The sequence below is a fragment of the Pseudomonas sp. FP2294 genome, assembly GCF_030687625.1.
GTDB lineage: Bacteria > Pseudomonadota > Gammaproteobacteria > Pseudomonadales > Pseudomonadaceae > Aquipseudomonas > Aquipseudomonas shahriarae.
In genome coordinates, this window is sequence record NZ_CP117441.1 from 3,711,417 (window position 1) to 3,731,599 (window position 20,183).

21 protein-coding genes are annotated in these 20,183 nt (G+C 61.6%); 13 read left to right on the forward strand and 8 right to left on the reverse strand.

The features are described from left to right. Position 1: 1 nt before the first annotated feature. Positions 2 to 916, reverse strand: a complete 915-nt coding sequence (locus PSH73_RS16370; protein WP_057444288.1) for a substrate-binding domain-containing protein — start codon at positions 914 to 916, stop codon at positions 2 to 4. 286 nt (positions 917 to 1,202) lie between these two features. On the opposite strand from PSH73_RS16370, the gene PSH73_RS16375 reads away from it, so the two are divergent. Next, positions 1,203 to 1,889 carry a sterol desaturase family protein gene (locus PSH73_RS16375; RefSeq protein WP_057960113.1) on the forward strand — a complete coding sequence of 229 codons (687 nt, stop codon included), beginning with the start codon at positions 1,203 to 1,205 and terminating at the stop codon, positions 1,887 to 1,889. Beyond that, positions 1,886 to 2,968, forward strand: a complete 1,083-nt coding sequence (locus PSH73_RS16380) for an SMP-30/gluconolactonase/LRE family protein (RefSeq protein ID WP_305460933.1) — start codon at positions 1,886 to 1,888, stop codon at positions 2,966 to 2,968. Before PSH73_RS16375 ends, PSH73_RS16380 begins: the two co-directional genes overlap by 4 nt. A 39-nt stretch (positions 2,969 to 3,007) precedes the next feature. On the opposite strand, the gene PSH73_RS16385 is transcribed toward PSH73_RS16380, so the two are convergent. Continuing rightward, on the reverse strand, positions 3,008 to 4,471 hold the full coding sequence (locus PSH73_RS16385; protein ID WP_186625949.1) for a hypothetical protein: 1,464 nt from the start codon (positions 4,469 to 4,471) through the stop codon (positions 3,008 to 3,010). A 283-nt stretch (positions 4,472 to 4,754) separates the two neighbouring features. Between PSH73_RS16385 and PSH73_RS16390 the strand changes: the two genes are divergently transcribed. Continuing rightward, positions 4,755 to 5,414, forward strand: coding sequence for a histidine phosphatase family protein (locus PSH73_RS16390; protein WP_258571523.1), 660 nt, complete (start codon positions 4,755 to 4,757; stop codon positions 5,412 to 5,414). A gap of 3 nt (positions 5,415 to 5,417) precedes the next feature. Here the strand turns inward: PSH73_RS16390 and PSH73_RS16395 are convergent, their stop codons facing one another. Together PSH73_RS16395 and PSH73_RS16400 are read right to left on the reverse strand one after the other, a co-directional pair. Next, positions 5,418 to 6,260, reverse strand: a complete 843-nt coding sequence (locus PSH73_RS16395) for a M10 family metallopeptidase C-terminal domain-containing protein (RefSeq protein WP_220172401.1) — start codon at positions 6,258 to 6,260, stop codon at positions 5,418 to 5,420. A gap of 160 nt (positions 6,261 to 6,420) precedes the next feature. Further along, positions 6,421 to 6,891: an Lrp/AsnC family transcriptional regulator gene (locus PSH73_RS16400; RefSeq protein ID WP_032863716.1), complete on the reverse strand. Its 471-nt coding sequence runs from the start codon at positions 6,889 to 6,891 to the stop codon at positions 6,421 to 6,423. Between the two features lie 123 nt (positions 6,892 to 7,014). Here PSH73_RS16400 and PSH73_RS16405 point away from each other — a divergent pair, with 123 nt between their 5' ends. Then, entirely contained in the window at positions 7,015 to 8,253 is a 1,239-nt protein-coding gene (locus PSH73_RS16405; protein ID WP_305460937.1) for a methionine gamma-lyase, read from the forward strand. An 11-nt stretch (positions 8,254 to 8,264) separates the two neighbouring features. Here PSH73_RS16405 and PSH73_RS16410 read toward each other — a convergent pair whose 3' ends face one another. Then, on the reverse strand, positions 8,265 to 9,275 hold the full coding sequence (locus PSH73_RS16410) for a GlxA family transcriptional regulator (protein WP_081044276.1): 1,011 nt from the start codon (positions 9,273 to 9,275) through the stop codon (positions 8,265 to 8,267). Between the two features lie 52 nt (positions 9,276 to 9,327). Further along, positions 9,328 to 9,750, reverse strand: coding sequence for a homoprotocatechuate degradation operon regulator HpaR (gene hpaR / locus PSH73_RS16415; RefSeq protein ID WP_057441641.1), 423 nt, complete (start codon positions 9,748 to 9,750; stop codon positions 9,328 to 9,330). Between the two features lie 213 nt (positions 9,751 to 9,963). On the opposite strand from hpaR (PSH73_RS16415), the gene PSH73_RS16420 reads away from it, so the two are divergent. Continuing rightward, positions 9,964 to 11,220 (forward strand): OprD family porin, encoded by a 1,257-nt coding sequence (locus tag PSH73_RS16420; protein ID WP_169990040.1) that lies wholly within the window; start codon positions 9,964 to 9,966, stop codon positions 11,218 to 11,220. Here PSH73_RS16420 and hpaA read toward each other — a convergent pair whose 3' ends face one another. After that, complete coding sequence (hpaA, locus tag PSH73_RS16425) at positions 11,221 to 12,114, reverse strand: 4-hydroxyphenylacetate catabolism regulatory protein HpaA (protein ID WP_057441645.1); 894 nt, start codon at positions 12,112 to 12,114, stop codon at positions 11,221 to 11,223. Between the two features lie 127 nt (positions 12,115 to 12,241). Here hpaA and PSH73_RS16430 point away from each other — a divergent pair, with 127 nt between their 5' ends. From PSH73_RS16430 to hpaI, 8 genes are all read left to right on the forward strand, one after another. After that, positions 12,242 to 12,907: a fumarylacetoacetate hydrolase family protein gene (locus PSH73_RS16430; protein ID WP_057441647.1), complete on the forward strand. Its 666-nt coding sequence runs from the start codon at positions 12,242 to 12,244 to the stop codon at positions 12,905 to 12,907. Beyond that, positions 12,904 to 13,674: a fumarylacetoacetate hydrolase family protein gene (locus PSH73_RS16435; RefSeq protein ID WP_057441649.1), complete on the forward strand. Its 771-nt coding sequence runs from the start codon at positions 12,904 to 12,906 to the stop codon at positions 13,672 to 13,674. Before PSH73_RS16430 ends, PSH73_RS16435 begins: the two co-directional genes overlap by 4 nt. 5 nt (positions 13,675 to 13,679) lie before the next feature. Further along, complete coding sequence (hpaE, locus tag PSH73_RS16440; RefSeq protein ID WP_057441651.1) at positions 13,680 to 15,140, forward strand: 5-carboxymethyl-2-hydroxymuconate semialdehyde dehydrogenase; 1,461 nt, start codon at positions 13,680 to 13,682, stop codon at positions 15,138 to 15,140. A gap of 69 nt (positions 15,141 to 15,209) precedes the next feature. After that, on the forward strand, positions 15,210 to 16,067 hold the full coding sequence (gene hpaD / locus PSH73_RS16445; RefSeq protein WP_057441719.1) for a 3,4-dihydroxyphenylacetate 2,3-dioxygenase: 858 nt from the start codon (positions 15,210 to 15,212) through the stop codon (positions 16,065 to 16,067). Positions 16,068 to 16,148: 81 nt separating this feature from the next. After that, positions 16,149 to 16,541 (forward strand): 5-carboxymethyl-2-hydroxymuconate Delta-isomerase, encoded by a 393-nt coding sequence (locus tag PSH73_RS16450; protein WP_057960121.1) that lies wholly within the window; start codon positions 16,149 to 16,151, stop codon positions 16,539 to 16,541. A 45-nt stretch (positions 16,542 to 16,586) separates the two neighbouring features. Next, entirely contained in the window at positions 16,587 to 17,891 is a 1,305-nt protein-coding gene (locus PSH73_RS16455) for an MFS transporter (protein WP_057960122.1), read from the forward strand. Between the two features lie 12 nt (positions 17,892 to 17,903). Continuing rightward, positions 17,904 to 18,707: a 2-oxo-hept-4-ene-1,7-dioate hydratase gene (gene hpaH, locus PSH73_RS16460; RefSeq protein ID WP_186625953.1), complete on the forward strand. Its 804-nt coding sequence runs from the start codon at positions 17,904 to 17,906 to the stop codon at positions 18,705 to 18,707. 18 nt (positions 18,708 to 18,725) lie between these two features. Then, entirely contained in the window at positions 18,726 to 19,526 is an 801-nt protein-coding gene (gene hpaI, locus PSH73_RS16465) for a 4-hydroxy-2-oxoheptanedioate aldolase (protein ID WP_198792657.1), read from the forward strand. Between the two features lie 148 nt (positions 19,527 to 19,674). Here the strand turns inward: hpaI and hpaR (PSH73_RS16470) are convergent, their stop codons facing one another. After that, entirely contained in the window at positions 19,675 to 20,097 is a 423-nt protein-coding gene (gene hpaR, locus PSH73_RS16470; protein ID WP_305417674.1) for a homoprotocatechuate degradation operon regulator HpaR, read from the reverse strand. Between the last annotated feature and the right edge of the window lie 86 nt (positions 20,098 to 20,183).

Genomic DNA, 20,183 nt, shown 5'->3' on the forward strand with positions numbered 1-20,183 from the left:
TTTACCAGCTGAAATCCTTGGCCTTGGCCTGGTCGATCAGGGCGATGTCCACCGGGATACTGGCGGGGACATGGGAGCCCCACTTCTTCGCCAGGGCGATGCCCAGGGCCAGGCGGATCTGGTCGCGGGGGTACTGCGCCGAGGTGGCAATAAACTTGCTGCCTGGCTTGAGGATGGCCTTGATCGCTTCCGGTGCGCCATCGACGCTGACCAGCTTGACGTCCATGCCGCTGGCCTCGATGGCCGACAGTGCGCCGAGGGAGCCGTTGTCATTGACGCTGAAAATGCCCTTGAGGGTGGGTTGGGCCTGGAGCATGTTTTCGGTCACGCTCAGCGCCTGGTCACGTTCCTGCTTGCCGTTCTGGATGCTGACGATCTTGATCTGCGGGTGCTTGGCCACGGCTTCCTTGCAACCGCGCACGCGCTCGAGGATCGGTACCACGGCGATGCCGTCGAGGATCGCGATATTGCCTTGGTCGCCGATGCTCTTGGCCAGGTATTCACAGGCCTGGAAGCCGGCGTCGAAGTTTTTCGAGCCGACGAAGGAATCCAGCGGCCCCTCGGCCTGGGCATCCACTGCAACCACCACCACACCCGCGGCGTGGGCCGATTTGACGGCGGACTGCACGCCGACCGAATCCGTGGGGTTGATCAGCAGGATGTCGATGCCCTTTTGCAGCATGTCTTCCACGTCACTGACCTGCTTGGACACGTCGTGGCGGGCATCGGTGATGATCAATTGCGCACCGATGGTCGCCGCCGCTTCTTGCAGGGCGTCTTTCATGGTGACGAAGTACGGGTTGTTGATTTCCTGGAAGGAAGCGCCGATGCGCATGGGGGCAGGCTTGGTGTCGGCCAGGGCGACGGTGGAGATGCTTAAAGCCAACAAACACAGGGTTTTGCGAAGCATTTTCATGGCGTGGTTCTCTGTTTTGTTTTTATTTTTAGAGCAAATGTTATCGTTAACATTTTGCCAGAAGCTAGCAAGGAAATGAGGTGGGTGCAAGCCCCTTGCGATATCCCTTGTGGGTGTGGGCATGCTCGCGTGGGTCGTTAAGGCGCACACCCGAGGTGTTCTTACTGGCGTGATCGCAGCGATGTGGCGACCCGACAAGCCAGCGCCCACAGGGGCAAGCTCAGCTCGCAAAATCCTCAGGCCGGACTAAGCTCACTCACCAACAAAAAATACAACGAGCGACGCCATGACCCATCCCACCGAGGCCTTTCGCGAACGCTACCGTGCCGCTGTCCACCCACGCTATAACCCGTGGCTGCATGCCGGTTTTGTACTGCTCTACGGTTTGTCCTGCATCCTCCTGGCATGGGGCAGCACCCAGCACATTCAGGCCTGGGAATGGCTGACCATCCCCCTGACCCTGGTGTTCTTCAACCTGTGCATCTACCTCGTCCACCGCCACCTGGGCCATCACAAACACGCTGTCGCCAAGCTGTTCTATGCACGCCACACCGGCGATCACCACAGTTTTTTCACCCCTGGCCATATGACCTACGACAGCACCAGGGACTGGCGGGTGATCCTGTTTCCCGCCTGGCTGATCGTTGTCCATAGCCTTGCCATCACCCTCCCCGCCTGGTGGCTGCTCAAGCAGTTAAACCCCAACGTGGCGGGGTTGTTCGCCGGGTGTATGATCCTCGGTTACCTGCTCTACGAAACCTTCCATGCCTGTGAACATCTGCCCTCCGACCATCCCCTGGCACGCCTGCCGTGGATCCGGCACATGCACCAGCTCCATGCGTTGCACCACCGCCGTGAGTTGATGCAAGGGCGCAACTTCAACATTGTGCTGCCGCTGATGGACTATCTGTTCGGCACGTTGCACTGGGAGCCGGTCACGCCCCCCTCCAAAGCCCCTCGGGACACACCATGAATCAAAAAATCCGTCACTTGCTGCTCCTGGTATTGATCGTCGTCGTGGCCTTCCTGCTGCTGATGCCCACCCAGGTGCAACCGGTCAACTGGACACCACCCAAGGCACCCTCGCTGAAGGATGGGCCCTACAGCGAAAACCAGCGCCTGAAGGACGTCCAGCGTATCGGTGCCCTGGGCATCGACGGGCCTGAAGCGTTGCTGGTGGATGCTGAGGGTTTTCTGATCACCGGCCTGCATGACGGGCGGATCATCCGCACCGCACCCGACAGCCAGACCCTGGAGGTGCTGGCCCATACCGGGGGGCGGCCGCTGGGCCTGGCGCAACACCCGGACGGGCGGCTGATCATTGCCGACGGGATCAAAGGCCTGCTGGCACTGGACGGCCAGCGCAAACTGGCCAGCCTGACGACCAGCGCCAATGGCCTGCCCTTCGGCTTTACCGATGATGTGACGGTGGATGCGGCCGGGCGCTACGCCTACTTCAGCGACGCGTCGAGCCGCTGGGGCTATGGCCAGGATGGTGAAGCGGTGATCGAGCATGGTGGCGATGGCCGCTTGTTGCGCTATGACTTCAGCAACGGCCAGACCGAGGTGTTGCTCGATCAACTGCAATTTGCCAACGGCGTGGCGCTGGGGCCGGATGAGGCCTATGTGCTGGTCAATGAGACCGGGGCCTATCGCATCAGTCGCTATTGGCTCAAGGGCGACAAGGCGGGCACCCATGACCTGTTTATCGACAACCTGCCAGGGTTGCCGGACAACCTCACCTTCAACGGCCGGGATCGGTTCTGGGTAGCCCTGTATTCACCGCGTAACCCGCTGCTTGATGGCTTGGCCGGTTACCCGGCGATCCGCAAGATGGTGGTACGTGCGCTGCTGGTGCTGCCCAAGCCCGTTGAGCGCAAAGCCTTTGTACTGGGGTTGGACGTGCATGGCCAGGTGATCGCTAATTTGCAGGATGGCAGTGCCGGCAACTATTCGCCGGTGACCACGGCGCGCGAGCATGGCGACTGGCTGTACCTGGGCTCGCTGAAGAACACCAGCATGGCCCGCTTGCCACTGAAACTGGCGCTGTAGAAGCCGACTTGCCGGCGATCGCCGGCAAGCCGTTTTCGGTTAGCGCACGATGGTCTGGCTGCAGATATGCCCCAGGCTTACGTACTGCGTGATGTTGCCGCCCACACCAACACCGGGGAACTCTTTGAGCTCGATGCGCCAGCCGCCCATGTTGAACCAGGTCCGCCAGTTGTAGGTCTGGCCGGACGAGCTGTCCGGGTAGACCGCATTGAGATCGCCGGAGCAGGTGCCCAGGTCGACATTGCCGGAGGCCGCGCCGGTGATACCGGTCTTGGCCTCGTAATTGACCCAGTGGTAGTTGATGGTGTTATCGAAGCGCTTGTCGACCCGCAGCACCGGGGTCACACCCCGCAACGGCTCACCGGTGCTGTCCGACCATTGGGTGCTCCAGCTCAGGCTACGGGCAGCCTGGGTGGCCAGTTGCATGATCGAACTGGGAATGCGCACCACGTTATCGCCATTCACATTGCTCTGGTTCAGTCGCGGCGCCGAGCCAAAAGACAAGAGGTATCGCGCCTGCGGGTTGAGCGCCACTGCCGGGTTGGCCCGCACCCGAACCTTGACGGTGTAGCCAGGCGTGAGGTTGGGGTAGGTGGAGGTGTTGTTTGGCTGGATCACCACCCAATTGTTGCCATCGAAGCGCTCGAAGATCCACTGGTCGCGGGTGCCCTCGCCGTCATCGCCAAGGAACATGCCCACACCCTGGCCGCGCAGCGCGGTGAAGTCGAAGTAATCGACATCGTTGACGCTGTCGAGGTTGCCGGTCACCTGGTTCAGGGCATCCGGCAGGGCGAACGCGGTTTGCGCGGTGTCGTTGGGCTCGAAGGCGTCGATATTGCTGTCCACCGCCACGCCAAAACTGAACTGCGAATTGCTCGCGGCTTTGGCCACCATGTACCAGTAGTAATCGCCGGCAGGCATCACGCCGTTGAGGTATTCATCAGCGCTGTCTGCGTTATCAGAGGTGCCCAGCAGCGTCAGGTTGCCCTGGCCATCGTCATGGAACAGGCTCAACGACATATCGGTACCGGCGCTCTGGTTCAGCAGTTGGACCTGGATGCGAGCGTTTTTCGGCAGGTTGAAGTGATAGGCGATTTCGGCCCCGGTCTCTACCCCGGTGAGGGTGTACAGGGTGTTGATATCCAGGGTCGGAAACTGTGGGGTAAAAGCCGCGATCGCTGCGCCTTGCAGTTGATCCTGCTGCGGCTTTTGCAACTCGCCGATCACCGCCTCAAAGGGCGCAGCGCTGGCTGCGGCTTTGCTCGCCAGGGCCTTGGGCTTGGCTGCCTTGGCCGCCTTGAGTTTTTGCTTGAGTTCGACCGACAATTTCGACGACTGGACCTTGCCCCCCACTTTAAGCACTTGGTCGACCGCTTGCTTGACTGCCTGGGCGGACAGTTTGGCTGGGGCTTGCGAAGGGTATTGTTCGGCCATTGCAAAGGCCGAAACGAAGCAGGAGGCCGCCATGGCCGCGCCCAGCATAAAGGCTTTTTTCGATTTCATTTTTTATCCATCCATAGTTAAAAAATTGTGGCGTCGGTGCGCGGTGAAATCCGTTCACCTGGGATGGACTGTAGGATAATACTGTATATCTGTACAGTATTTTTTCAAATAGATGTAAGGAGGATGTGATCAGTGCTGTAGGAGAAACTGACCTTGTTGCGAGGGACTTATCCCTCGCCACCCAGGCAATTTTTTCACATCGCTTTCACTGGCCGACCACGCCCCGGCCCCTAAATTGCCCAGCAACTTAAATGGCTGTATCTCAGGTGTCAGGGTGAAGAGTGTGGTTGACATAAATTGCCCGGATGAGGCCCGGGCGAAAACCTTCAAGCAGTTATGGCTGCGTTTCGTTGCGCTCATCGCCCTGTGCCTGGTGGTGATGGGCGCAATGCTCTGGCCAACCACGCCGCCGAACCTGGGAATCGACAATCGCCTGGTCACTTCGGGAGCCTTGGCGGCCTGGCGCAGTGGCGACCTGATCGTACTGGTGCGCCATGAAGAACGCTGCGACCGCTCCGGCAACCCCTGCCTGGGCCCTGCGGATGGCTTGAGCCGCCCCGGCGGTGTCTCGGCCGTCGCCGTGGGTAGCGCGTTCCACACCCTGGGCATGTCCCACAGCGATGTGGTGAGCAGCCCTACCACGCGTACCGTGCAAACCTCGCGACTCATGTTCGGCGATGCCCAGATATTGCCCGACCGCTTGACCTTATGTGGCACGGCCCTCGCCCACGATCTGCCGGTACGCAAACGCCCTGGGCGCAACCTGTTGCTGGTCACCCACAGCGAATGCATCGGTGACCTGGAGCGAGTGCTGGGTTACCCCCACGCTGATGGCGCCGAATATGGCAGCTCACTGTTCGTTCAAATCAATGCGCATGGCAAGCTCAAGGTGCTGGGTGTACTGAACAGCCAGGACTGGCCCACCGCCCTTGGACACCTTTAGCGATCAGCTCACGATATCGCTGCGCTGCAGTTCTCCCTGCACCTCCAGGACAAAGGCCGGCTGGCTGGGTTTTCCCGAAATCTGCAACGTGCTCATGTTCGACTGTCGGTCATAGGCGACGATGGCTTCACCGCTCACCCCGGTAAAACGGCTGACAAACTGCAACGGTTTATCACCCAGCTGCGCCCTGATACCTGACACGTCAACCTTGTCCTCGCCGCTGACAAAGTCCTGGATCCGGTCCGGTGCCGTGGCGCTGGAGTCGTTGCCATCGCCACCGCGCAGTTCGTTATTCGCGGCGTTGCCCACCAGCCAATCGTTGCCTGTCCCACCCTTGGCATTCTCGATAGTGGCGCCATAAGCAATGGAAACGTTGCCTTTTAGGCCATCCACATCGGAAAACGTACCCTCTTCAAGACTGATTTTCTGGTCTTGGCTGTAGCCCGAGAAGTCAAGCGTGTCATTGCCGCCACCGTCCCAAATGGCGGCGACCATTTTGTCGTGCTTGGTATTGACGCTCAGGAAGTCACGACCGGTATTGGAATTGAAGCCATACGTGGTGTCGTCTTTGCGGGTCTGGTGATTGACGCCATATTTGGATTGGTAAGCGTAAATATCGTCGAGCTGGGGAGCCGACGCCCGAAAGCCCCCATGATTGGCATAGGTCGTGTGTTCGCCCCGATAGCTCATGACGCTATGGCTTTGAGAGTCTTCATGGGAGTCGATCTTCGAACGATCGAGAATGCCGTTGTAGTTGCCGGGGTGCGTAAGCCCCATTGCGTGGCCCAGTTCATGGATGAGCGTATGGCGACCGGCATCACCAGGCTGGGCTTTGGGCACGGACATATCTTTATCATTGCTTACAAACCAGACATCGCCCCCCTGCCCTTTAGCATCCGGCAGTACCGTATGGGCTTGAAGGGTCACAGCGGAGCAAGAAATACGATTTATCTCTTAAGCCGGCAGGAAAGCACCACGGCCTTGCGCAATGCCCACGAGTGCCTCGTCATCCCGGCAACGGAATCACCCGCAACGGCCTGACCGACTTGTAGGAAAAGCTCGAGTAGATTTCCTTCACACACGGCAATGTCTGCAACACCTCACGGGCAAATTCGCCGAAGGACTCCAGGTCCCTGGCCACCACTTCCAGTAAAAAATCATAGCGGCCGGACACGTTATGGCAGGCGACGATTTCCGGGATGTCCAGCAACCGCTGTTCAAACGCCCGGGCGATTTCCTTGGAGTGGGTATCCATCATGATGCTGACAAAGGCCGTAACCCCGTAGCCCAGGGCTTTGGGCGAAAGGATCGCCTGGTAGCCGCTGATCACGCCGCTGTCTTCCAGGTTCTTGACCCTTCGCCAGCAGGGCGAGGTGGTCAGGGACACGCGCTCGGCCAGTTCGGCGACGGTCAGGCGAGCGTTGCCTTGCAGGGCGTTGAGCAGGGCTTTGTCGGTACGGTCCAGGCTACTGGGCATGTCTTGCCTCAAGTTGTTATTTTTATGGGATTTCATCCTTCGCCACAGGCTTTTCTCGGCAAAGTAGGCAACGTTCTGCCTCGGTTATGAGCATAGCATTGTAGGAAATAAGGAGTGTCCGACATGCACAATAAACACAACACATTCGGCTTTTCTACCCGTGCCATTCACTACGGCTACGATGCGCAAGACCATCACGGTGCCCTGGTGCCGCCGATCTATCTGTCGGCGACCTTTGCCTTCCCGACCGCCGAATACGGCGCGGGGTGTTTTGCCGGTGAAGAAAGCGGGCACTTCTACACGCGCATTTCCAACCCGACCCTGGCGCTGCTGGAATCACGCATGGCCACCCTGGAGGGCGGCGAGGCCGCAGTGGCGTTCAGTTCCGGCATGGGCGCGATTGCGGCGACCTTCTGGACCCTATTACGCCCCGGCGATGAGGTGATCGTCAGCCAGACCCTGTACGGCTGTACTTTCGCCCTGCTGCACCATGGCATTGGTGAGTTCGGCATCAAGGTGCGCCATGTCGACCTGGCAGACCTCGACGCCCTGCGTGCCGCGCTCTCCCCCGCGACCCGCATGATCTACTGCGAAAGCCCGGCCAACCCCAACCTGCAATTGATCGACATTGCCGCCGTGGCCAAGATCGCTCACCAGCAAGCCAACGTGACCATGGTGGTTGATAACACCTACTGCACCCCGTACCTGCAACGCCCGCTGGAACTGGGCGCGGATGTGGTGGTGCATTCGGCCACCAAGTACCTCAGCGGGCATGGCGATATCACTGCCGGGATCGCCGTCAGCCGCCATGACCTGGCGCAGCGCATTCGCCTGCAGGGCTTGAAGGACCTGACCGGGGCCGTACTGTCGCCCCAGGACGCCTTTCTATTGATGCGCGGTCTCAAGACCCTGGCCCTGCGCATGGATCGCCATTGCAGCAATGCCCAGACCGTGGCCGAGGCCTTGCAGGCCCACCCGGCAGTCGAGTCGGTGACCTACCCCGGCCTGCGCTCCTTCCCGCAATACGAGTTGGCAGCACGTCAGATGAAACTGTCGGGCGGCATGATTGCCTTTGAACTCAAGGGTGGCATCGCCACCGGCAAACGCTTCATGAACGCGCTCAAGCTGTTCAGCCGCGCGGTCAGCCTGGGCGACGCCGAATCCCTGGCCCAGCACCCGGCCAGCATGACCCACTCCACCTACACCCCGGAGGAACGTGCCCAGCACGGGATTGCCGAAGGACTGGTGCGCTTATCGGTGGGGCTGGAGGATATCGCAGACCTGCTGGCGGATATCGAGCAGGCGCTGGCGCATTGCGTCAAGCGCGCACCGGCGAGCAAACCGGCGACGCATTCCGCGTAGAAATGGGGGGGTTACTTCACCAGCCGGGTTTCCTTTGAAGGCCGGTAGCCGAAGTAGGCGCTGTAGCATTTGCTGAAGTGGCTGGGCGACACAAACCCGCAGGCCACCAGCACTTCGACCTGGGACAGTTCGGTGTGCTGCAGCAGGCGCCGGGCCTCGGTGATGCGCAGCTCCATGTAGTAGCGCTGCGGTGTGGTGCCCAACTGCTCGCGGAACAAGCGCTCCAGCTGGCGCCGCGAGCGCCCGGCATACACCGCCAGTTGCTCCAGGGCCAGGGGTTCTTCGAGGTTGGCATCCATCAAGCGCACCACCTCGCGCAGCGGCGCACTCACGCAGATATTTTCGGCGGGCTTGATCCGCCGGTAACGCGACTCCTCAAACGCCAGGATATCTTCAATGCCCTCCACCAGCGCCTTGTCGTGCAGGCTCTTGATCCAGTCCAGGGCCATATGGAACGCGCCCGAAGGGCTGGACGCGCTCAAGCGGTCGCGATCAATCACATAGGGCTCGCTGCTGACCTGGGTGGCCTTGGCGATTTCCGTCAGGGCCGGGCGATGTTCCGGGTGAATGGCGCAGCGATAGCCGTCCAACACCCCGGCCTTGCCCAGAAACCACGCGCCGTTCCATAGGCCGGCGAGGATCACACCCTGTTGCGCCGCAGCCTTGAGCAGTTCGATAAAGCTTTCACCGGCCTTGAGCTGGGTGCGATAGCCGCCGCAAATCACCAACAGATCGAGGTCGCCCAGGGCGTTATGGTCGAGGCGCGCGTCCGGGCGAATCACCAGGCCCAGGTCGCTGATCACCTCCTGCTCGTCCAGGCCGAAAGTGCGTGAAGTGAACAACCCCGGGCGCAGCAGGTTGGCGGTGATCAGGGTGTCCAGCGCCTGGGTGAAGGCCGGCAGGGAAAAGTGTTCCAGCAACACAAACCCTGCACGCACCTGGCGTTGGGCCTGGCCCGGGGTTTCGTTCAGGTAGCGCAGGTTCTTGCCTTTCATCCCGCCGCTGAATTGCCGTCTTTCCATGAGTGTTCAACCTGTGTGCGGCGCGGTATGAGGCGCCATCGCCGGCAACAGCTTAGGGCTTGATGTTTTTCAACTGGTTGAGCAAGTCGAGCAGTTGCTGCAATTGCTCTTCGCCGAACTGTTCCTGGATCTTCTGGTAGTTGCTTTCCATCCCCGCGCTCATCTCGACGAAGCACTGTTGCCCCTGCTCGGTGAGGGTCACGAACACCCGGCGCTGGTCTTCGCTGGACTTGCGCCGACGCACGATGCCGTCGCGTTCCAGGCGCGCCAACACGCCGGTCATGCTCGGTTTGAGGATGCAGGCCAGGTGCGCCAACTGATGACTCTCCAGTTCGCCCTGCTGGCGCAGGATCCGAATCACCCGCCACTGCTGCTCGGTCAATTGATGTTCATTGAGCAACGGCCGGAAAAACGCCATGGCGGCTTCGCGGGCCTGCAGCAGGGTCAGCGTCAGGGAAGGTCTGGGAGTGGACATGGCTCACGCACAAAAGAGATCGAAGCGTCGAAGCTTAGGGTCGGCTCCACGGGCATGCAAGCCGGCCGCCACACAAACTCGTTAACCTCGACACTAATTATTTTAAAGCAGCGCAAATTGTCTACCCATAATAAATATAACATGTTAACAATATGCCACTCCCTTCAGCGATCCGAAGGGCGATACCTACAAAAACAACAAAAGGAATCTGTCATGCATTTGCGCCTCCTTCCCCTGGCGGCCAGCGCTGGCCTGTGCGCTACGTTCAGCCCTTTGAGCGCCTACGCCGAGTTTATCCAGGACAGCAAGGCCAGCCTCGACCTGCGCAACTTCTATATGAACCGCGACTTTCGCCAAACCAACGCGCCGCAGAACAAGGCCGATGAGTGGGCCCAAGGCTTTGTGCTGCGCCTGGAGTCGGGCTACACCGAAGGCCGGGTGGGCTTTGGCGTGGATGCCCTGGGTGAGCTGGGGGTCAAGCTCGACTCCAGCCGCGACCGCCGTGGCACCGGGCTGCTGCCGTATGGCGCCAGCCAGCAGCCCGTCGACAATTACAGTGAGCTGGGCCTGACGGCCAAGGTGCGGGTCTCTAAAACCGTGCTCAAGGCCGGCACCCTGCAGCCGCAGTTGCCGGTGGCCGCCTACAACGACACCCGGCTCCTGCCCTCGACCTATAGCGGCGAGTTGCTCACCTCCCAGGACATCGCCGGCCTGACCCTGAACCTCGGCCGCCTGGAAAAACAGAACCTGCGCGACTCTTCCAGCAACGACGCGATGAGCTACGCCGGCGTCGACAGCAGCCACCTGGACCTGGCCGGCGGCACCTATGCAATCACCCCACAGCTGGCGACGACTTACTACTACGCACAGATGCAGGATATCTACCGCCAGCACTTCATCGGCCTGGTGCATGACCTGCCGCTGAGCAACGGCATGAGCCTGCGCAGCGACCTGCGCTACTTCGATACCCGCGAACAGGGCAGCCATGAATTGCGCGGCGCTTCGCGGGTGGATGGCGGGCGCATCGACAACCGGTTCTTCAACGGCATGCTGAGCCTGTCGACAGGGGCGCACAAGTTCGGCCTGGGCTACCAGAACCTGTCAGGCCATGGCGATTTCGCCTACCCCGGCATGGACCCCTACTCGGTCAACCTGGTAACCATCAATGTGTTCACCAAGGCCGAGACCGATGCCTGGCAAGCGCGCTATGACTACAACTTCGCCGCCCTCGGCCTGCCGGGGCTGACCTTTATGACGCGCTATGTGGACGGCAGCCATGTGCAGACCGCCAGCGTGCGCAACGGCCGCGAATGGGAGCGCGATACCGACCTGACCTACACCGTGCAGAGCGGGCCGCTGAAAAACGTCAACGTCAGGCTGCGTAACGCGACCCTGCGGTCGAGCAACGGCCTGACCAGTGATATCGACGAAAACCGCATCATCGTCGGCTACAGCCTGGCGCTGTGGTGATCAACGCAGGCCCGATTGACGCAGGCGGTACTCCCCCGGCGTCATCTGTGCATAACGCTGGAAGAACCGGCTGAAATAGGCCGGGTCCTTGAACCCCAACTGGTAGCAGATTTCATTCGCGGAACTGCCGGTAAACAGCAGCAGGCGCCGGGCTTCCTGCATCAGCCGTTCCAGCACCAGGCGCTTGGACGGCAGGTCGGCAATACGCCGGCATACGTCGTTGAGCCGCGCCTCGGTCACGCCAATGTGCTCGGCGTACGCCGACAGCGGCCAATGCAGCAAATAGTGGTCTTCGATCAGTTCATTGAAGCGATGGAAGATGCGCAAGTCTTCGTGGCGCGCCGGGCGCGCTTCCAGGGAATTGGCGCACAGGCGCAGCAGGCTGATCATGATCAGGCGGGTCAGGCTTTCCAGGGCTGTCGCCCGCCCGGCGCCCGTGCTGTTGACCTCGTTGCACAGCTCGTCGAACAGCCACTCCAGCCGCTTGATCTCGGGCTCAAACGTGGGTGCCAGGCGTGCCAGCGCGACGCAGGCGGGCGGTATCTGCGGGCCGGGCGCAAGGCTCGGGTCGGCATCAATCAGCGCCCGTACCAGTTGCTGGCGCACGGTCAGGACATGGCCGTCGGCATCGGCTTCGGTGACAAAGGCATGGGCTACCGTGGGCGGCGTGAGAAAAAACATCGGCCCGGATTCCAGGTACTGCTGATCGTCGAGGTAGACCCGCACGGCGCCACTCTTGACGTAATGCACCTGGAAAAACCGGTCATGCCGATGCACGGGCATATTGCGCCCGAAAAACCCCGCCAGGTTGCCGAGCCGGTCGTAATGCACGTCGGCATCGCTGTAGCGCTGGTCGTAGACCTGGCCGATGTTGATGTTGGGGATCGGTTTCACAGGCGCCTCTTTATTGTTTTTTGCACCCGATGATTTTGCCACGCTTGACGGTAGTTAACATATTAATTATAACGTTAACACATTAACGAACTGCCTCCAGAGCAGTCGCCATCGCCAGGAGAAATCCATGAGCCGTACCCTGCATGATGTTGCCAGCGGCACCCTGTTCGGCGTCGCGCTGAACTACCAGGGCTTGCTGAACCAGCGTCTCGCCGAATTCGAGCAGCCGCCGTACCAGAAGCCGCCGGTCAAGCCGGTGCTGTTTATCAAGACCCCCAACACCCGCAACAGCCATGACGGCATCGTGCTCCAGCCCCACGGCGAACGCCTGCAACCGGGCCCGGCCCTGGGCGTGGTGATCGGCAAAAGCGCCAGCCGCGTCAGCGTGGAAAATGCCCTGGAGCACGTGGCGGGCTACGTCATCGTCAATGAGTTCAGCCTGCCGGAAGACAGCTACTACCGCCCCGCCGTCAAAGCCAAGTGCCGCGACGGGTTCTGCGCCCTGGGCCCTGAGCTGGTGGCCCGCGAGCAGATCGCCAACCCCCATCAGTTGAGCCTCAAGCTGTTCGTCAACGGCGAGTTGCGCCAGCAGAACACCACGGCCAATTTTGTGCGCGACATTCCCCGCTTGATCGCCGAAATCAGCGAGTTCATGACCCTGCATGCGGGCGATGTGCTGATCACCGGCACGCCTGAAGGCCGCGTGGATGTGCAGCCCGGCGACACCGTCGAAGTCGAGATCAGCGGCCTGGGCCGCCTGGTCAACCACATCCAGGCCGAGGAGCACCCATGAAACACGCCCGTATCCGCTATGCAGGCCAGGTCCATCAGGTCCACGTCGAAGCCGATAACGCTGTGCGCCTGGCCGATGGCCGGCTGCTGGCCGAAGACCAGGTCGAGTGGCTGCCACCGGCCACCGGCAATATGTTCGCCCTGGGCCTGAACTACGCCGACCATGCCGCCGAGCTGGCCTTCGCCCCGCCGACCGAGCCGCTGGCCTTTATCAAGTCGCCAGGCACCTACACCGGGCACAACCAGATCACCTGGCGCCCGGACAACATCGCCTATATGCACTACGAGTGCGAACTGGTGGCGGTGATCGGCAAGCCGGCGCGCAACGTCAAGCGCGAGGACGCCCTGGAGTACCTGGCCGGCTACACCGTGTGCAACGACTACGCGATCCGCGACTACCTGGAAAACTACTACCGCCCCAACCTGCGCGTGAAAAACCGCGACGCCACCACCCCGGTCGGCCCATGGATGGTCGACGTGGCCGATGTGCCGGACCCAGGCAACCTGACCCTGCGCACCTGGATCAACGGTGAGTTGCGCCAGGAAGGCAGCACCCGCGACATGATTTTCGATATCCCCTACCTGATCGAATACCTGTCCAGCTTCATGACCCTGCAACCCGGCGACATGATCGCCACCGGCACCCCCGAAGGCCTGGCCGATGTGGTGCCAGGGGATGAAGTGGTGGTGGAAGTGCAAGGCGTCGGCCGCCTGGTCAACCGAATTGTCAGCGAGGCGGACTTTTTCGCCGCCCGGAAAGAGGCTTGAACCCCATGATCAAACACTGGATCAACGGCCGCGAGGTCGAAAGCAAAGACACCTTCATCAACTACAACCCCGCCACCGGCGAGGCGATTGGTGAAGTGGCCAGCGGTGGCGCTGAAGAAGTCGCCCAGGCCGTGGCTGCGGCCAAGGAAGCCTTCCCGAAGTGGGCCAACACCCCGGCCAAGGAGCGCGCGCGCCTGATGCGCAAGCTCGGCGAACTGATCGAGCAGAACGTACCGCACCTGGCCGAACTGGAAACCCTGGACACCGGCCTGCCGATCCACCAGACCAAGAACGTGCTGATCCCTCGGGCCTCGCACAACTTTGATTTCTTCGCCGAAGTCTGCACGCGCATGGACGGCCACAGCTACCCGGTGGACGACCAGATGCTCAACTACACCCTGTACCAACCGGTGGGTGTGTGCGCGCTGGTGTCGCCATGGAACGTACCGTTCATGACTGCCACCTGGAAGACCGCCCCGTGCCTGGCCCTGGGCAACACGGCGGTACTGAAGATGTCCGAGCTGTCGCCGCTGACCGCCAACGAACTGGGACGCCTGGCATTGGAAGCAGGGATCCCCAAGGGCGTGCTCAACGTGATCCAGGGCTACGGCGCCACCGCCGGTGATGCCCTGGTGCGTCACCCGGATGTGCGGGCAATTTCCTTTACCGGCGGCACCGCCACCGGCAAGAAGATCATGCAGACCGCCGGCCTGAAAAAGTACTCCATGGAGCTGGGTGGCAAGTCGCCGGTGCTGATTTTTGAAGACGCCGACCTCGAACGGGCCCTGGATGCCGCGCTGTTCACCATCTTCTCGCTCAACGGCGAGCGCTGCACCGCCGGCAGCCGGGTGTTTATCCAGGAGAGCGTGTACCCGCAGTTCGTCGCCGAGTTCGCCGCCCGCGCCAAACGCCTGATTGTCGGTGACCCGCAAGACCCGAACACCCAGGTGGGCTCGATGATCACGCAAGCCCACTATGACAAAGTCACCGGCTACATCAAGATTGGCCTAGAAGAAGGCGCCAACCTGGTTGCAGGCGGCCTGGAGCGGCCGGCCAACCTGCCGGCGCACCTGGCACGCGGGCAGTTTATCCAGCCAACCGTGTTCGCCGATGTCAACAACAACATGCGCATCGCCCAGGAAGAAATCTTCGGTCCGGTGGTGTGCCTGATTCCCTTCAAGGACGAAGCCGAGGCCCTGCAACTGGCCAACGAGACCGAGTATGGCCTGGCGTCCTATATCTGGACCCAGGACATCGGCAAGGCCCATCGCCTGGCCCGTGGCATCGAGGCCGGCATGGTGTTTATCAACAGCCAGAACGTGCGCGACCTGCGTCAGCCGTTCGGCGGGGTCAAGGGCTCGGGGACCGGTCGTGAAGGCGGCCAGTACAGCTTCGAAGTGTTCGCCGAGATCAAGAACGTGTGCATTTCCATGGGCAGCCACCACATCCCGCGCTGGGGCGTGTAACCCCGCCGGGGCTCGCTCCTACAGGGTCCGTAGCGTACCAACAAGAATAATGAAATCAGGAGAATGATCATGGGTGAAGTAGTCCTGGCGGCGAAAATCTGCCACGTGCCTTCCATGTACCTGTCGGAACTACCGGGCAAGCACCACGGTTGCCGCGAGGCGGCGATTGCCGGGCACAAGGAGATCGGGCGCCGCGCCCGTGAACTGGGGGCCGACACCGCAGTGGTATTCGATGTGCACTGGCTGGTCAACAGCGGTTACCACGTCAACGGTGGCGAGCGCTTCCAGGGCACCTACACCAGCAATGAGCTGCCGCACTTCATCAAGAACATGGAGTACGCCTACCCCGGCTGCCCGGAACTGGGTGAACTGATTGCCGCCGAAGCCAACCTGGCCGGGGTGCGCACCATGAACCACAACATCCCGAGCCTGGAGCTGGAATACGGCACCCTGGTGCCCATGCGCTACATGCACATGGACGTGCCCCAAGAGCAGAAATTCAAGGTGATCTCCATCGCCGCCTGGTGCGCCTGGCATCGCCTGGCAGACAGCTTCGCCTTCGGTGCCGCCGTGCGCCGCGCCATCGAGAAGAGTGATCGCAAGGTGCTGGTGCTGGCTTCCGGGTCACTGTCGCACCGCTTCTCCGACGACCGCGAAGCCGAAGCCAATATCCACAACTGGACCCGCGAGTTCGACAAGCAAGTGGATATGCACGTGGTGCAGATGTGGCGCGAAGGCCGCTTCAAGGAGTTCTGCGCGATGCTCCCGGACTATGCCGAACACTGCTTTGGCGAGGGCAAGATGCACGACACCGCGATGCTCCTGGGCTTGCTCGGCGGGCCTGAGTACAACCGCCCGGCCGAGATCATCACCGAGCCATTCGGCAGCTCCGGCACCGGCCAGATCAACGCCATTTTCCCGCTCTGAATACAACACCCGCAGATGTGGGCGCAGCCTCGCCCGGCGACACAGCGCCCACATTAAATCGCCTACAGAAGGAGGCTTTGCATGCCGCATTTCATCGCCGAATACACCGACAACCTCGAACCCCAGGCCGACCTGGCAGGGCTGTTTGAAAAGGTCCACCAGGTGCTGGGAGACAGTGGCGTGTTCCCCCTCGGCGGCATCCGCAGCCGCGCGGTGCGCCTGGACACCTGGCGCATGGCCGATGGCAAGCACGACTACGCCTTCGTCCATATGACCCTCAAGGTCGGCCACGGTCGCGACCTGCCTACCCGTCAGGCGGTGGCTGAAACCTTGTTCATGGTGATCACCGAGCACTTCGCCGCCCTGCAGGCACAACGGCTGCTGGCGCTGTCCTTCGAGATGGTCGAGCTGCACCCGCAGTTGAATTTCAAACAGAACAACGTCCACGCGTTTTTAAGCAACCAGGCGGGTTGACCCCCCGCCTCCCCCAACGGCCTCTCAGACAAAAAGTACAACATCATGAGCACAGCCAATACCGCCCACAGCGTCACCCTTGCCGAGCATGATCGCACCCACAGCACCGTCACCTGGCGCCTGATGCCGTTGTTGCTGATCTGTTACCTGTTTGCCCACCTGGACCGGATCAACATCGGGTTCGCCAAGATGCAGATGAGCAACGACCTGCATTTCAGCGACACGGTGTATGGCTTCGGGGCCGGTCTGTTTTTTATCGCCTACGCGCTGTTCGGCGTGCCCAGCAACATGGCCCTGGACCGCGTTGGGCCACGGCGCTGGATCGCCTGCCTGATGGTGGTGTGGGGCATCCTGTCGACCAGCATGCTGTGGATCGAAAGCTCCACCGGCTTCTACGTCCTGCGTTTTTTGCTGGGCGTGGCCGAAGCGGGTTTCTTCCCCGGGATCCTGGTGTTTCTCAACCGCTGGTACCCGGCGCGCCGACGTGCGCAGATCACCGCCCTGTTCGCCATCGCCGTGCCCATGGCCGGGGTGATTGGCGGGCCGCTCTCAGGGGCGATCCTGGAAAACTTCCACGACTTCGGCGGGATGCGCGGCTGGCAGTGGATGTTCCTGATCGAAGGCGCACCCGTGGTGCTGCTGGGCCTGGTGGTGCTCAAGTACCTGCCGGACAGTTTTGAAACGGTGAAATGGCTGGAGCCTGCGCAGAAACAACAATTGCGCGAACAGTTGAGCACCGAGGAAAAGCGCAAATCCATCACCTCCTTTGGCGGCATCCTGCGCGACCCGCAAGTGTGGCTGCTGGTAGCGATCTATTTTGCGGTGATGCTGGCGGTCAACACCCTGGCGTTCTGGATGCCCACCCTGATCCATGGCGCCGGCATCGGCCGCGACAGCCAGGTCGGCCTGCTGAGCGCCGTGCCGTACCTGGCCGGCTGCTTTTTCATGATCGGCTGCGGACGCTCCTCGGACCGCAACCGCGAACGCCGCTGGCACTTGTGTGTGCCATTGCTGATGGCGGCGGCGGGGATCGCGGTGGCCGGCCTGGCACCGGGCAACTCGCTGGTGGTGATGGGCGGCCTGATTGTCGCCGGCATGGGCGCCAGCGCCGCGCTGCCGATGTTCTGGCAACTGCCGCCGGCCTTCTTGTCCAACTGCACCCAGGCGGCCGGGATCGCCATGATCAGCTCGTTTGGCAGCATTGCCTCGTTCCTTGCGCCGTACCTGATCGGCTGGATGCGCGACACCACCCAGAGCGCCAGCCTCGCCCTGTACGTGCTGGCGCTGTTTATCGCCCTTGGCGGCCTGCTGGTGCTGCGCACCAACGCTGCCATCGTCAACCCTCAGTAAGAGACCCTTGTCATGCTTGATCCACAGCTCATCCTGCAAGCCGCCTCCCAGCTGGACCATGCCGAACGCAGCCGCGAACAGGTACGCCAGTTTTCCCTTGAGCATCCGGCGATCACGATCGAGGACGCCTACGCCATCCAGCGCGCCTGGGTCGCCCAGAAGATCAAGGGCGGGCGCAAGCTGGTCGGGCACAAGATCGGCCTGACCTCGCGGGCGATGCAGGTGTCGTCGAACATCACCGAACCGGACTACGGTGCGCTGCTCGATGACATGCTGTTTGAGGAAGGCACCGACATTCCGTTCGAGCGCTTTATCGTGCCGCGGGTCGAGGTCGAACTGGCCTTCATCCTCGGCAAACCGCTCAAGGGCCCCAGCTGCACGATTTTCGATGTGCTTGACGCCACCGAGTGGGTGATCCCGGCCCTGGAAATCATCGACGCGCGTATCCAGCAGATCGACCCGCACACCAAGGCCACGCGCAAAGTGTTCGACACCATCTCCGACAACGCCGCGAATGCAGGGGTGGTCATGGGCGGCCGCGCGGTGCGGCCAACCGAAATCGACCTGCGCAAAGTGCCGGCGGTGCTGTACCGCAACGGCGTGATCGAAGAGTCCGGGGTCTCGGCCGCCGTGCTCAACCACCCGGCCAAGGGTGTGGCCTGGCTGGCAAACAAGCTGGCGCCCTACGACGTCACCTTGCTGCCGGGGCAAATCATCCTCGGCGGCTCGTTTACCCGGCCGGTGGCGGCGAGCCCGGGCGATACCTTCCATGTCGACTACGACATGCTCGGTTCGATTTCCTGCCGCTTCGTCTGACCCCTGGAGGACTGATTCATGGACATGCCTGTCAACCGTTTCAAACAGCGGCTCGCCAGCGGTGAAGCGCAGATCGGCCTGTGGCTGGGCCTGGCGGACGCGTACTGCGCGGAACTGGCGGCCAATGCCGGTTTCGACTGGCTGCTGATCGACGGCGAACACGCCCCCAACGACGTGCGCGGCATGCTCGGCCAATTGCAGGCTGTGGCGCCCTACCCCAGCGCGGCGGTGATTCGCCCGGTGATCGGCGATACCGCGCTGATCAAGCAGGTGCTGGATATCGGCGCGCAGACACTGCTGGTGCCGATGGTCGAAAGCGCCGCCCAGGCCCGGGAGCTGGTGCGCGCCATGCGCTATCCGCCCCAAGGCATACGCGGTGTGGGCAGTGCGCTGGCGCGGGCTTCGCGCTGGAACAGCATCGACGGCTACCTGGACCAGGCCGATGCACAGATGTGCCTGCTGGTGCAGATCGAAAGCCTGCAAGGCCTGGCCAACCTCGACGCGATTGCCGCCGTCGAGGGGGTGGACGGCGTGTTTATCGGCCCGGCGGATTTGAGTGCCTCCATGGGCCACCGAGGCAATCCGGGGCACCCAGACGTGCAAGCGGCAATCGAAGATGCCATTGCGCGGATCCGCCAGGCGGGCAAGGCGGCGGGGATTCTCAGTGCCGATGAGAAACTGGCCCGGCGTTACATCGAACTGGGCGCGGGGTTTGTCGCGGTGGGGGTGGATACCACGGTGCTGATGCGTGGGTTGCAGGGGTTGGTGGGCACGTTCAAAGACAAACCCGCGCCAGCGAGCACTGGCGGCGTCTACTAATTACCTTCAAACGCCGCAGGACCCAATGTGGGAGCGGGCTTGCTCGCGAAAGCGGTGTGTCAGTCAATATATTCGGTGACTGAACCACTGCTTTCGCGAGCAAGCCCGCTCCCACATTTTGGATGCGTGGTGTTTGAGAGATCGTGTTTCAGCGCTTGATGTTTTTCAGCTCATCCAACAGCCCCAGCAACGTCTGCAACTTCTCCTCCCCCAGTTGCTCCTGCAAGCGCTGGTAGTTGGCCTCCATGCACTGGCTCATGGAGGCAAAACTCGCCCGCCCCTTGTCCGCCAGGGTCACCAATACCCGCCGCTGATCCTGCTCGGCCTTGCGCCGATGGATCATCCCCGCCGCTTCCATGCGCACCAGCACGCCAGTCATGCTCGGTTTGAGGATGCAGGCCAGTTCCGCCAGTTGGTAAATCTCCAGTTCATCGTGTTCATTGAGGATGCGGATCACCCGCCATTGCTGCTCGGTGAGGCCGTGCTCGTTCAGCGAGGGACGGAAAAAACTCATGGCCGCTTCGCGGGCCTGTAGCAAAGTGAGGGTCAGGGACTGCCGGGGTTTGAGCATAGTGTCAGGGTCACGTGATATTTAGTTAATGTTTTAACGAAACTCTAACATCCCCACCCCGCGCAAGCGCTATAACTTAATGGTCG